The following is a 13,482-nucleotide window of genomic DNA, read 5'->3' on the forward strand; positions in this document are numbered from 1 at the left end:
CGGCATCAACCGGCTCAAACGCTACCGAGCCGTCGCCACCCGATACGACAAACTCGCCGTCCGCTACGAAGCCACCGTCACCATCGCCGCGATCAACGAATGGCTCTAACATCTGAAACACGCCCTAATCCAGTCTCCACGAAACCCGGGGCTTAACAGCTTTATCTACCCCGCTGGATGTATAGGCACGGGCGCTGGGCGACGTAGCTGGGAGCGACGCCGCCCAACCGGGTACCCACCCAGCTCAAGGGGATCTTGAGCGTGTGGGGTTCCAGAAGTCGGTTCATGCATCAGACCTGCGGCGACAGGCGCGTTCGGCGGGTAGGGCATGATCGCCGGCCATGTCGTTGCGTTTGCTCTATCTGATCTTCTTTCGGCTGGCGGGTTTGGTGGTGTTGCTCGGCCGCTCGTCGGCGTCCAAGAATGTCGAGTTGCTGGTACTGCGCCATGAGGTCGCCGTACTGCGCAGAGGCAACCCGAAACCTCGCCTCGATTGGGCTGACCGGGCTGTGTTCGCCGCGTTGGTCCGCCTGCTGCCCAAGGCGCTGCGGCTGCATCGGTTGGTCACCCCGGGCACGGTCCTGCGCTGGCATCGGCGCCTGATAGCTGCGAAGTGGACCTATCCTCACCGGGTCGGTCGTCCACCGGTCGACGACGCGATCGTTGGGTTGATCGAACGGATGGCCAGGGAGAACCACAGCTGGGGCTACAAGAGGATCCAGGGTGAGCTGCTCAAGCTTGGACACCGGGTCGGCGCGTCGACGATCCGGCGGATCCTGAAGCGGGCACGCGTACCTACCGTGCCGGTCCGGGACACCGACACGACCTGGCGGCAGTTCCTGCGCACGCAGGCCTCGACGATGCTGGCGTGCGACTTCTTCCATATCGACTGTGCGCTCACCCTCAGAAGAATCTACGTGTTCTTCGTGCTGGAGGTCGGCAGCCGCTACGTGCACATTCTGGGCACGACAACGAATCCGGACGGCGAGTGGACTACGCAGCAGATCCGCAACCTCGTGATGGATCTCGATGATCGCATCGACGAGTTCAGGTTTCTCATCCGTGATCGGGCTGGCCAGTTCGCGTCCTCATTCGACGCCGTCCTGGCCGACGTCGGCATGGAGGCGGTAAGGATTCCTCCGCGTTGCCCGCGGGCGAACTGCTACGCGGAACGGTTTGTGCTCACGGCCAGAACCGAGCTCACCGACCGTATGTTGATTCTGAGCGAGCGGCATCTGCGCGCCGTGCTCGCCGAGTACCTCCGGCACTACAACGGTCGACGGCCGCACCGTTCCCGCGAGCTTCGCCCACCACAGCCGACCCACCCCGTGGCAGACCTCAACTCTCAGCGGATCAGGCGACAGCAGCTTCTCGGAGGCCTGATCAACGAGTACGAACGGGCGGCATAAACCCTACTGGTCAGAGCCGTCGGCAGACTTGTGGAACCCCGCAGGGTCCAGGCCACCGAGGGCGCCAAATTCTGGGCGGGGGTCTGTGCCGAGCTGCGTAACCGCGGAGTCCGGGACGTGCTCATCGTGTGCTGCGACGGCCTCACCGGGTTCCCCGAGGCCATCGAGGCGACCTGGAATCTCGCGATCGTGCAGACCTGCACTGTCCACCTGATCCGGGCGGCGATGCGGTTCGTGTCCTACCAGGACCGCAAGAAGATCGCCGCCGCGCTCAAGCCGATCTACACCGCTCCTACCGCCGAAGCCGCCCGCCTGGAACTGGATGCGTTCGCCGCCTCCGATCTGGGGAAACGTTATCCGGCGGCGGTCATGACCTGGGAAAACGCCTGGGAAAGGTTCGTTCCTTTCCTGGAATTCGGCCCCGAGGTCCGCAAGATCATTGATACGACGAACGCGATCGAATCGCTGAACTACCAACTCCGCAAGATCATCAAGAATCGGGGGCATTTCCCCAACGACGACGCGATCATCAAGCTGCTCTGGCTGGCCATCCGCGACATCGAAGACAAGCGAGCACGTCAACGCGACAAGGAGAAAGGCCTGCCAGCAGGCCAGCGCAAAGCACCCCCGAAGCTTGTCGAAGGCGCCACCGTCCAGGGCTGGAAACCAGCACTCGGCTCCCTGGCCATGGCCTTCCCCGAACGCATCGCCCACTACGTCAAATAGAACCCATTTTTACGATCACTTACACAGAAAACTTGACAGGCTCGGGCGAGCTGGGTTTGGTCGCGAACTCGATCTCCGCACCGATTCCGGCCTCCGCACGACGTTCCCGATCATCAGTCCAGGACACCGGGAGGTAGAGCTCGCGGTCAATCAAGGCCCGGCCTTTGGCCGAGACATAGGTCAAGAACACCCCGAGCTGGCAGTTCTCGATCCGCCCGGCGGTGCCGGAATACTGCCGCTGCACACCGGCGGATTTGGTGCCCTTCTTCAGAAAACCTGTCTCATCGGCCACCACGATCCCGCCCGGGTCACCGAGATTGCCCAGCACATAAGAGCGGACGTCGTCGCGTGCCGCGTCGGCGTCCCAGCGATAGAAGTTCAGCAACCGCCGCATACCGTCCGGAGTCAGGTCACCGGCCTGCTCGGCCAGCGTCCACGAGTTCTTCCGCTCCGCCCGCGACAACAGCCCCAGCACATACATCCGGGCCCGACGACGCGAGTCCGCTTGCGCGAAACGCCCCGCCACCAGCGCGAACGCGTCATCGAACCCGGCCTGCCACCGAGCGAGACGATCATCCACCACAGCCCACGACGCGGCCACCGCGTCCTCTCCGACATCCACCACACCTTAAAGTCGATCACGCGGTGGCCGTCTCCATACCCACGACACGCCGCCACATCACACACTGCGGCTGCCGTACTAGTGACAGTTATCGCTCACACTCGACCGCGTTTTTGCGGAACTGCTCCGGATACTTCGACAAACGAGACACGGGGACATCCTTCCCCAGACCAGTGTCTGGGAATAGGGTGCCCGGTCCGAAGGGGGAACCTCAAAGGAGACGGTGTCCCGGATCACCGATCAGGTTCTTGGTGAGGTGGCCGAGTGGCGGTCGTGGCCGTTGGATTCGGTGTATGCGGCGGTGTTCATGGACGCGGTGCAGGTGAAAATGCGGGATGGTCAGGTTGCGAACCGGCCGATCTACGCGGCGATCGGTGTCACGCTGGAAGGTCGCCGGGATGTGCTCGGGCTGTGGGCGGGCCAGGGTGGTGAGGGTGCGAAGTTTTGGATGCACGTGTTGGTGGACATGAAGAACCGTGGTCTGGGCGATGTGTTCTTCGTGGTTTGTGATGGGCTGAAAGGGTTGCCCGAGGTGGTCGGGAATGTGTGGCCGGCGGCGATCGTGCAGACGTGCGTGGTGCATGTGCTGCGGAATACGTTTCCGGCTCGCGTCGAAGCGAGACTGGGATGCGTTGAGGAGGGATGTGAAACCGATCTATACGGCACCGAAAGCGGCCGCGGCAGGGGTCGCGTTGGATGAACTGGAGGAGAAGTGAAGTGGTAAGTATGGTGCGGTTGTAGGAGGCTGCGTTACTGGCGCGGGCGTCTGGCTCCGGCCGGTGTGCCGCCGCCGCCCTGCCGTCATGTCGTGGTTTCGCGCGATGTTTATTCCAGGAGCCTGCGTTCAGGCGAGTTGCCGTAGGACGTTGTTGAGGTCATAGCCGAACCACAGTTCTCGCATCCTGCCGCCGCTCCAGTCGATGAAGGTGAGCCCGTAGGTGGCGAACCGTCGACCGGCGGGCCGGATGCCGAACAGCTCGTTCCGCGTGTGGGTGCCGACGCTGTGCCAGCGTAAGGCGGTGCGGTTGCCTTCCTGGATGACGTCGTGGATGTCCATGGTCTGGTCGGGGAACGAGGTCAGCATCATCTGCAGGAAAAGCTTGAATTCCGCGGGTCCGTGCACGTCCTTGGCAATCGGGTCGTGGCCGACGAACGTTTCGTGTACGACCTCGTCCACCACGTCGATGTTGGATTTCGTCCACACCTCCTCGACGAAGTGCACGTGCAATTTCTTGGGATCCGTCATCATGTCCTCTTCGTCGTGTCGTTGATGGGTGGAATCGACTGGAGGAGTGGTTGAGCCCGCAGCTAATCAGCGTCGCTGTGGAGTGCGCAATAAGCATTCTGCTCTGCGGAACGAAAGCAGTTCGTATTCCATCGGACGGAACGCGCCTTGACCGGAGTGGCGTGTCTGCCCAACCTGGATACAGGCTTTGTGGCGGCGTGTCCGACTCCAACCGAAAGTTCGGTGAAATGACGAAGACAGCATTTCTGTTCCCGGGTCAGGGTTCGTGCGTTCCCGGCATCCTCCGTGATCTCGCCGGCGAAGAAACCGTCGCGGATGTCCTCCGGCACATCGACGCGGTGGCGTCCCGATTCGGCTACAGCAGCGTCCGGTCTTTCCTCATCGGTGACGACCTTCGGAGCAGGGAGACGGCGCTGGATTCACCCGGAACGGTCTCGGTGGCCATCTTCGCGACGTCGGTGGCGCTGAATGAGTTCCTCTGCGCCAGCGGACAGCCATCCGATGTCCTGGTCGGCCACAGTGTGGGGGAGTTGGCTGCCCTGGTCGCCGGTGGCTGGCTATCCCTCGAGGAGGGAGTGCGCCTCCTGTGTGAACGGGAGGCCCTGCTGGACGCGCACGCTCCCGCCGGTGGCTTGCTCGCGGTCGAACTCGGTGTCCGCCGAGCCGAGGGACTGGTGGCGGCGACGGGTGATCCGTCCGTGGCCTTGGCTTCCGACAACGGCCCGAGGCAGACGGTTCTCTCCGGAACCGCGGACGGGCTCGCCGTGGCGGCGAAAGTAGCCGGCGCGCTGGATGTGCGGTCGGTCCGGCTGCAGACGCCGTACCCGTTCCACGGGCCGCTGCTGGCGGAGGTGAGCAGGGCGTTCGGTCTGGTCGTGGACACGGTCGAAGCGCAGCGCGGGCGGCGCCCCGTATTTTCCCCCATTCTGGGGCGCCAGGTGGATACCGTCGCGGATGCCATGGCCGTGCTGCGTGGTCACCTCGTCCACCCCGTGCGCTTCCGCACCGCCGTGTCCGAGCTGCTGGCCGACGGCGTGGAGCGGTTCGTCGAGTGCGGGGCGAAGTCCACCCTGGTGGACCTGACGCGCCACAACACGCCCGGTTCGGTCAGCTCTGTCGCTCCGCTGGCGCGCAGGGCCGACGCTGCCGGGGTCCTCTCGACGCTCACCCCGGCCTCCGCTGCCGCTGAGGCACCTCGCACACAGGCGCCGATCGAGACCTCACACGCCCCGTCCCAGGTGCCAGCGCCGCGAGCCGCCGAGCCGATGGCCGCGCAACCCCAGTCCAACGGCGCCGCGGGCCCGGTCGCGGCGGTGCCCGCTGTCGACGCGCCGGGGACCAACGGCGGTCGGCTGCCGGAAACCGAGGTCCTCGTCGCGGAGTTGCGTGGAATTTTCGCTGAGACACTCGGCTATCCGCCCGACGTCCTGACTGACGACGTCGACCTCGAAGCGGACCTCGGGATCTCCTCGATCAAGCAGATCGAGCTGTTCACCACGGTCCTCGACCGGTACGACCTGCCCACCCCGGCCGCGGACATCCGCCCCGGCCTGTTCCCCACGCTGACGCACATCGCCGCGTTCCTCCGCGAATTGGACGACGCTGCCGCGAAAGTCGCCTGACCGCCGAAGACAGGGAGCAACGAGGCCAACGATGGAAAGAGAATTCGACAACAGAATCATCCTGATCACCGGCGGCGGCCGCAACGTGGGCAGGGCGACCGCCCTGGAGTTCGCCAGGCGCGGCGGCCACGTGATCGTCAACTACTTTCACTCGCAGGAGGCCGCAGAGCAGACCGTGGAGATGATCCGCGCGGCAGGAGGCTCGGGTGAGGCCATCCGGGCGTCGGTGGCCAAGCGCGACGCTCTGCGCGGCATGTTCGCTGCCGTCCGCGAACGCCACGGCGGGATCGATGTACTGGTCAACAACGCGGCCCAGGGCGTGCTGCGGGCAATGGACGAACTGACCGACCTGGAGTGGGAAAAGACCTACCGCACCAACGTGCACGGGGTGCGCTGGTGTACCGAGTACGCCGTCCCGCTGCTCGAGGCTCGCGACGGCAAGGCCGTCGTCAACCTGTCTTCGATCGGGTCCACGCACGCGGTCGGGTCGTACGCGGCCGTCGGTTCTTCCAAGGCGGCTGTCGAAGCGCTGACCCGGTACTTCGCGGCCGAGTTGGGCCCTGCGGGCATCCGGGTGAACACCGCGTCCGGTTCGCTGCTGCGCAATCCGGTCGCCGACGCCTTCCCCGCCGCCCGGCAGGTGCAGGAATTGTGCGACGCGGCGACCCCCTTGGGTAGGCCGTCTGAGCAGGACCTGGCCGACGCGGTGGTTTTTCTGGCCTCGACCAGAGCGGCGTCGATCACCGGGCAGGCACTGGTGGTCGACGGCGGGATCGGCCTGGGCAGCCGGATGATGGCCACGCCGAATGGCCGCGCACCCGCGTGGACCGAGCGCACACCGGGTGTGTCCGTCGGGCTCCGACCGGCCGACGAATCCGGCCACGACGACGGTGTCGAGTCAGACAGCGCTGAATCCGAGGGCTCTGGCCCCCGGCTCGACAACCTGCCCGGGACCGACTCGCCAGACGCCGCGCCTGCGAGCCGTACCACTGCCGTACCGGCTCCATGGAGCGACGAAGCGGGTGACCCGGACCAGATCATCGCTGTCGTGGGGATGGGGCTCGTCGTCCCGGGCGCCAACAGCCCGGATGAGTTCTGGGATCTGTTGCGCCGCGGCGAGCACCAGTTCTTCGAACCCGACTTCCTTGTCCAGGAGGACATCTACTCACCCGATCCGAAAGCAGAGGACCGCGGGTACTGCAAGGTCTTCGGAGGCATCCGGAACTTCGTCCCGCACCCCCGGATCGCGGCCGAGCAGTCCATCGAGGGCGAAACCGGCCACGACGGCGCCGCGCTGTGGCTACGGCACAGCCTCCTGCAAGCGCTGGACACCACGCGCCGGCGCCCCGAACACCGGCAGGCCTGCTACGTCGGGGCGTGGCCAGGGGGCTTTCGAGCGCTGGAGGAGACGGTCCTGAAGTCGACCGTGGCCGGTTCGGCGGCGCGCCCCGGCGAAGACGACGACGAAGCCGCGGCCGCGTACCGCCGTCGGCTGGCGCGTCTGCTCGGCCAACACTTCCCCGCCGCGAGTGACAGTCTCGCGGCCACAATGCCCGAGGCCGTCATCCGGCGCGCCATCTTCGGGATCCTGCCCGACGACGTGGCGCGAGTGGTCGTGGACACCGCGTGCGCCTCATCGGTCAATGCGGTGGACCTCGCGGTAAAGGACTTGCTGACCGGGGAGTGCGACATCGCCTACTGCGGTGGAGTGAACTCCGGCGCCCGACGGGACATGGTGCTCTTCGCCAAGCTGCACGGGCTCTCGCACAACGGGCAGGTGCGGGCCTACGACCGCGGCGCCGATGGTGTCTTGTTCAGCGAGTGCGCGGGCGTGGTGGCGTTGAAACGACTGAGCCAGGCCCAGGAAGACGGTGACCACGTCCTCGGGCTGCTCGCCGGGTTCGGCGGTTCCTCGGACGGCCGGGGCAAGTCCATCGCCGCGCCGAACCCGGAGGGGCAGCGATTAGCCCTCACCCGCGCACGTGCGGTCAACGGCACGCGCGCGGGTGAGGTGGACTGGATCGTCGGGCACGGCACTGGCACTCCCGCCGGGGACTCAGCTGAGTTGCAGACCATCGCCGAACTCTCTCCACCCGGTGGCGTGGTGTGCACCTCGAACAAGGCGGTCGTCGGGCACGGCGGGTGGACGGCGGGCGTGGTTTCGCTCATCCACGCACTCTTGGCCATGCGACATGGCGAGATCCCCGCGCAGCCCTACTTCACCGAACTCCCCGCCGGTATCGACGGGAGCCGGGTGCGTGTTCCCCGCGAATCCGTGCCATGGCCCTCTGGTGCGAAACCCCGCATGGCCGCCATTTCCGGGTTCGGTTTCGGGGGCACCAACGCACACCTGCTCGTGCGTGACACCACGCCCGATCCCGGCCGGCCGACCCGGTCCGCACCCACACCGCAGGACGACGACATCGTGCTTGTCGGATGGAGCAGCCACCTCCCGGATGACTTCACCCGCGCGGACGTCGAGCGGTGGCTCGGCGACCACGGTCCCGGACCACTGCGCTCTTTCGGGCAGACCTACCCGCCGCCACCGCTGAGCCTGCTGCCCATGCCCCCGGTCACCGCCCAGACGGTCGATCGATGCCAACTCATGGGCATCAGCGCAGTACACGGGTTCATCGAAGAGAACGGCGAGCTGTGGGCGGATCTCCGCGACCGCACGGGCGTGATCGCGGCGCATAGCGGCCCTTCGCGGGCGCTGGTCGACTACACCCTGCGCGTGACGTCGGCCTGGGTGCGGCGAATACTGCAGCCCGGCGAGGATGACGACCGGCTCGAGGCCACCCGTCAGGCCTTCACCGACGCGATGGCGCAATTGCGGTTGCGGGTTCCCGCCGCCAACCACGACTCGATGCCGGGACTGCTGCCGAACATCGTCGCGTCGCGGGTCGCGAATCGGTTCGACCTGCACGGTCCGTGCATGACCGTCAGCGCGGGGCGCTCGTCGACCAACGCGGCCCTGCACGTCGCTGCGCAGCATCTGCGGTTCGACGAACTCGACGTGGCGCTCGTGCTGAGCACCAACGGCAACAGCACGAAAACGGGAGCCGAGGTCGCCGGGCGTCCCCAGGACGAGGTCGCCGAAGGCGCCTTCCTCCTCATGCTCAGCCGCGCCTCGACCGCCCAGGAGAAGGGGTGGCCCGTGCTGGCCCGAGTGTCGACCACCCACCGCCACGAGGACACCGCGATCCCCGTCGCCGAGTGGGGCACCGCCTCCGACGAGCCCACGTACCTCGGCGCGGACGGTGCCGTCGCGCTGCTGCGGGCACTGCTCACGGAGATGCCGGCGGTACGCCTGACCGGGACCGGCGCTCCCACAGTGTCTGTGCGTCGCACAAGCACAGCGGAGGACAACGGCGTGGTGACGCGGCCGACCGGCGCACCGATCGAACACCTCGCCGCGATCGACCAAGCGGACACCGCCGCGCGCTACGTCGTGAAGATCCACCGGGAGGATGAGCCGTCCGTGCGGAAGGCGCTTCCCGCCATCCCTCCGGGTGGCGTGATCCTGACGGATTCCGACGACCTCGCCGCCGAACTGATCGACCGGGTCCGCCGAGCCGGGGCCGTGCTGCTGACCACGGAAGGAGCGCGTGCGCCCGAGGGCGCACAGGTCGTGGACGAGATCGACAGCGTCGACTCCGTGGCAGCCCTGCTGGACGGCCTCGCGGACGCGGAACCACACCTCCGGGTCGTCTCCCGCGCGACCTCGCGCGCGGCCCCCGCACCCTCGCCTGCCCTGCTGCGCCTGCACGACCTGACTTTCCTGCTGTTGAAGAAATTCGGGCCGAGACTGGAGCACGGCTCCGTCGGCATGGTGTTGCTCGACGACCTGGTCAATTTCGACATCCACCCGAACCTGACGCTGTTCACCGGTCTCGCTCGGGCCTTGACCCTGGAGCTGACCGGCACACCGGTGCTCGCGGTGGTGTCGGACAACGGTCCAGGCGGCGCGCTGGAGGAGTGGGAACACGAGACCACGACCAGCGGCAGGCGCAGCGTCGTCCGCCACCGGTCCGGCCGCAGGCACGTCGAGTGTCTCTACCCGGCCCCGTTGCCTCAGCCGGGCGGCGCGGACGCCCTGCTGGGTGCCGATGACACCGTCGTCCTCGCCACCGGCGGCGCCCGCGGTATCACGGCCGAGGCCATGGCGATGCTCGCCGAGCGGACCCGGGCGAAACTGTGGCTGGTGGGCAGCAGCTCGCTGGACGACGTGCCGGACGACATCGCCACCGCGGCGGACTCCGAGGAAGTGCTGCTGCGGTCCAAGTACCTCACGACCTGGCGGATGAGCGAACCGGACAGCGCGTTCCCGGACTTGGTGCGCCGCTTCGACGGACTCTGGCACAAACGCGAAGCACTGGCCAACCTGCGCCGGATGCAACGGCTCGCCGTCGATGACCGGGTGCGGTACGCCGCCTGCGACATCCGAGACGAACACGCGGTCGCCGCGCTCGTCGACCGGATTCGCGGCGAGGACGGCCACGTCGACCTGGTCGTGCACGCAGCGGGGCGGAACCGCGCAGGGACGCTGGCGACGAAGACACTGGAGCAGTTCCGGGAGGTCCGCGACACAAAGGTGCTGGGTTACACCGTCCTGAAGCGCAGCCTCGCCGACCTGCGACCCGCCCGGTGGTGCAGTTTCGGTTCCCTGGTCGCCGTAATGGGTGGGGACGGCGAGGTGGACTACACCGCGGCGAACGAGTTCCTGATGTCCTCGGCCCGCTACGCACGCGCAGCGGGCGAGGATGAGATGGCCATCGGCTGGAGCCTGTGGCGCGACGTGGGTATCGGCGCCGAACCGTCACTGCGCAAGGCCATCTCGCGCCGAGGGGTGCTGAGCGCGATGCCCACAGCGGAGGGAGTGCGGCACTTCGCCGCCGAACTGGCCACGACCAGCAACCCGGAAGCGGTCTCGGTCTACGCCGGGGAGAAAGAGCACGCGGTGCTCACCTCCATGATGGCCATCGGATCGGCGACCGCTGTCCGAGAACTGCTCTCGCCCGTCCAGCACGACCCGGTCGAACGCCGTGAGGACTACGCACGCTGGGAGTGGCGACCCGACGCCCGCCGCGACCGCTATCTCCTGGACCACGTGTACCGGGGATACCCGGTCATCCCAGGAGCCGAATTCTGCTCGATGGCGGTCCAGGCCGCGCAACGCCTGCACCGCGGTCCCGGCCTCCCGGCCGAAACCGAGGACGCCGAGTTCTCCGAGTTCATGTTCGCCGACGTCCGCCACACGCCGCAGCTGTTCTCGCTCCACGCTGAGCGCAAGGACCCACAGCGTGTGCGCGTCTGGTGCACCTCGGACGTGACTGATCCACAGGGCAAGGTGCTGCGCCGGGACCGGTGGCACGTCGGTATCACCATCGTCTTCGCCACCGCCCCCGAGCGGGCGTCGTCGTGGCCACGACTCGACCTGCCCTCTGCCGCGCGACCGATCCAGAACCCGTATTCCACGGCCGGCTCCCTGATCCAGGTAACCGGAAGCTTCGACACCTTATTCGACATTCAGCTCCACCCTGATGGCAACAAGGGCCGCTGGGTGTCCCGGGTGAAGTCGGACGAGTTCTTCGCAGTCCTCCCCGAAGCCGTGACGCTCATCGACGCGATGGGACAGCTCAGCCTGCTCAGGGTGACCGAGGACGGCCGGATCCCGATCGCCGTGCCCAATCGCATGAAGTCCCATCGATGGCACGTCCACGGCAGCGACACCGAGCTCATGCGCCGATTCCCCACCGGGCTGGAGCTGTCCTACTTCGCCGAGCAGGACACGTGTGTGGCCACGTCACCGGACGGTGTGGTCGTCGCGGAGTTGCGCGGTATCGAAGGTCGTGTGGTGACCACCTTGCCTCCTTCCTGCTTGTCCGGCAACGACCTGGGCGGGAAGAACACTCAGGCCGCACTTCGACCCGAGGAGGCTCGTGCGCATGGCGCTCTCCAAACCGTTTGAGCTGGAGAAGCTCGTCACCCTGCAGGACACGAACGCAGTGGGGAACGTGTACTTCGCCTCCTACATCCTGTGGCAGGGAGAATGCCGGGAACGCTGCCTGGCCGAGCACGTCCCGAGCCTGCAACAGGACTTGAGTACCGGGCTCGCGCTCATGACCGCATCCTGTTCCTGCGAGTACATGGACGACCTGCGGCCGCTGGACCGGGTGGTGGTCCGCATGTTCTTCGGCCCCATGAGGTTCCACACCTCGGAGCTGGTCTTCGAGTACCACCGCAGAATCGAGGGAGGGGAAAAGCTCGTCGCCAAGGGACGCCAGACCGTCGCCCTGGTGCGGTACCGGGACGAGTCGGGCGGTGGCGTGGAACCCGCGCCGTGGCCGCGCTCGCTCCTGCCCTTCGCCGCGAAGTTCGGCATCGACATCCGCCGGGCCACCGTCGCCCTCGGCTGAACCGCACACTCACACCAGTTCGACCGAGCAACATCAACACGAGGAGATAGACACATGGTTACGAGCAGGACATCCCGACGCCGGAATGGTCTCACCGGGTACATCGGCAACATCGTCGACGACACCAAGGATTTCCTCGATGATCTGTTGGACCGTGGCCGCGACGCCGAGCGCGAAGTGCGCGACACCGCACAGAAGTTCGTGCGCGACGACGAGGACATCCCTGCGCTGAAAGAGGAACTGGACCGGCTCAGCAAGCGGCTCGAACGACTGGACCGCAACGAGGTGACCGCGCGAAGCGGGAGTAAGGAAGCCAAATGAACGCCCTCGCCCGGTGCGCCCGCCGGCTGCTACTGCGCGACGTCGACGGCGGACTGCGTGATCCGCACACCCGGTGCGAGGTCACCATCGAGGAACTGATCGACGGGCTTCGCGCAGGAAAAACGTTCCGGGTGCGCCGGGACAGCACCGGGGCGGACTGCACGGGCGAAGTCCTCGGCGAAGTACTCCGAACAACACTGTTCGGCAACCGTGATCGCCGAGGGCATGGCCTGTGGGAATCGCTGTCAGGACCGATCACCAACCCATCTCGTTGTCGGGAATGATCGCAAAGGTGAGCCATGGGAGTCGTCGCGACCGCGTACGCGGCCACGATGACTCCCAAGGTCAGCGGAGCCTTCACCCGCTGTCTCACCTCGGGCGGTCGAAGCTGTTGGTGCCACCGTGTCTGGGCGCGGGCACGAGATCCCCACCAGCGATGTTGCGGGTGCGGATGCTGCGGCATACCACCGGGTCCACCAGTCGCTCGCCGAATGCCTTTGACGCCGCTTCGGTGCGCGAGGTGACGTCGAGCTTTACCAACAGGCTGTGTACGTAGTTCTTGACCGTCTTGTCGGAAATATCCAGGTTCACCGCAATCTTGCGGTTCGGCAGGCCCGCGGCGAGCATCGTCAGCACTCGGCGTTCCTGATTGGTCAGATGGATGCCGGTGGCAGGCGGGCGGCGGCGCTCCGGGACCGAGTGCTGGCTTTCCCTCTCGGTCCCGGCCAGCATTTCCAAGACGCCTAACAGTTCCGACACCGCCGCTATCGCCTGCTCCGCGCACCGAACGGCGTGCTCGATCAAGGGATCTGCTGGAACATCCGTCCTCAACACGCCTTCGGAATCGGCGTCCGTGGTGTTGGTGTTCTCGTCGGAGCGGCACCGATCCGCGACTAGTTTCTGGGTCACCCATCCATCACAGGGGAGGATGCGGATGCGGTACACCGCCGTTGGGGTGCCACGATCGCCTTCCCCGCATGACTACCGCCACACGAATCCGCGTAGGGCAAGGGTTCCGGGGATTTTGATCCGGGTTTTTGAGCAGAGGCGGCTAAAGCCGCTTTCTCGCCACCGTGAACGTCGTGTGCGTGATGCGTTCGAGAGTTACTACTCGGAA

At 66.4% G+C, this 13,482-nt stretch carries 8 protein-coding genes and 4 pseudogenes; 8 read left to right on the forward strand and 4 right to left on the reverse strand.

Going from position 1 to position 13,482, the window contains the following annotated elements; genetic code table 11:
- The 3 genes and pseudogenes from ACM6LU_RS08815 to ACM6LU_RS08825 all read left to right on the forward strand — a co-directional run.
- Nucleotides 1-109, forward strand: a pseudogene (locus tag ACM6LU_RS08815) (IS5/IS1182 family transposase); the annotation flags it as partial.
- Nucleotides 110-353: 244 nt separating this feature from the next.
- Complete coding sequence (locus tag ACM6LU_RS08820) at nt 354-1,409, forward strand: integrase core domain-containing protein (protein ID WP_414937138.1); 1,056 nt, start codon at nt 354-356, stop codon at nt 1,407-1,409.
- 45 nt (nt 1,410-1,454) lie between these two features.
- Nucleotides 1,455-2,135, forward strand: a pseudogene (locus ACM6LU_RS08825) (IS256 family transposase); the annotation flags it as partial.
- 52 nt (nt 2,136-2,187) lie between these two features.
- Here the strand turns inward: ACM6LU_RS08825 and ACM6LU_RS08830 are convergent.
- Nucleotides 2,188-2,715: pseudogene (locus ACM6LU_RS08830) on the reverse strand (IS701 family transposase); the annotation flags it as partial.
- A 253-nt stretch (nt 2,716-2,968) separates the two neighbouring features.
- Between ACM6LU_RS08830 and ACM6LU_RS08835 the strand changes: the two are divergent.
- Nucleotides 2,969-3,470 (forward strand): annotated as a pseudogene (locus tag ACM6LU_RS08835) (IS256 family transposase); the annotation flags it as partial.
- A 131-nt stretch (nt 3,471-3,601) separates the two neighbouring features.
- On the opposite strand, the gene ACM6LU_RS08840 reads toward ACM6LU_RS08835, so the two are convergent.
- On the reverse strand, nt 3,602-4,003 hold the full coding sequence (locus ACM6LU_RS08840) for an ester cyclase (protein ID WP_414937139.1): 402 nt from the start codon (nt 4,001-4,003) through the stop codon (nt 3,602-3,604).
- A 227-nt stretch (nt 4,004-4,230) separates the two neighbouring features.
- On the opposite strand from ACM6LU_RS08840, the gene ACM6LU_RS08845 reads away from it, so the two are divergent.
- Genes ACM6LU_RS08845 through ACM6LU_RS08860 form a run of 4 tightly spaced genes read left to right on the forward strand, consistent with a single transcriptional unit; the run spans nt 4,231 to nt 12,365 of the window.
- Nucleotides 4,231-5,625, forward strand: a complete 1,395-nt coding sequence (locus ACM6LU_RS08845; RefSeq protein WP_414937140.1) for an acyltransferase domain-containing protein — start codon at nt 4,231-4,233, stop codon at nt 5,623-5,625.
- A 31-nt stretch (nt 5,626-5,656) separates the two neighbouring features.
- Nucleotides 5,657-11,596: an SDR family oxidoreductase gene (locus ACM6LU_RS08850; protein WP_414937141.1), complete on the forward strand. Its 5,940-nt coding sequence runs from the start codon at nt 5,657-5,659 to the stop codon at nt 11,594-11,596.
- Complete coding sequence (locus tag ACM6LU_RS08855; RefSeq protein ID WP_414937142.1) at nt 11,574-12,044, forward strand: acyl-CoA thioesterase; 471 nt, start codon at nt 11,574-11,576, stop codon at nt 12,042-12,044. The genes ACM6LU_RS08850 and ACM6LU_RS08855 overlap by 23 nt, the downstream gene beginning before the upstream one ends.
- A 54-nt stretch (nt 12,045-12,098) precedes the next feature.
- Nucleotides 12,099-12,365: a hypothetical protein gene (locus ACM6LU_RS08860; protein ID WP_414937143.1), complete on the forward strand. Its 267-nt coding sequence runs from the start codon at nt 12,099-12,101 to the stop codon at nt 12,363-12,365.
- Between the two features lie 29 nt (nt 12,366-12,394).
- On the opposite strand, the gene ACM6LU_RS08865 is transcribed toward ACM6LU_RS08860, so the two are convergent.
- Both ACM6LU_RS08865 and ACM6LU_RS08870 read right to left on the reverse strand, forming a co-directional pair.
- Nucleotides 12,395-12,592 (reverse strand): hypothetical protein, encoded by a 198-nt coding sequence (locus ACM6LU_RS08865; protein WP_414937144.1) that lies wholly within the window; start codon nt 12,590-12,592, stop codon nt 12,395-12,397.
- Between the two features lie 142 nt (nt 12,593-12,734).
- Complete coding sequence (locus ACM6LU_RS08870) at nt 12,735-13,274, reverse strand: helix-turn-helix transcriptional regulator (RefSeq protein ID WP_414937145.1); 540 nt, start codon at nt 13,272-13,274, stop codon at nt 12,735-12,737.
- Nucleotides 13,275-13,482: the final 208 nt, after the last annotated feature.

The sequence above is a fragment of the Amycolatopsis sp. cmx-11-51 genome (assembly GCF_047608665.1).
Taxonomy (GTDB): Bacteria; Actinomycetota; Actinomycetes; order Mycobacteriales; family Pseudonocardiaceae; genus Amycolatopsis.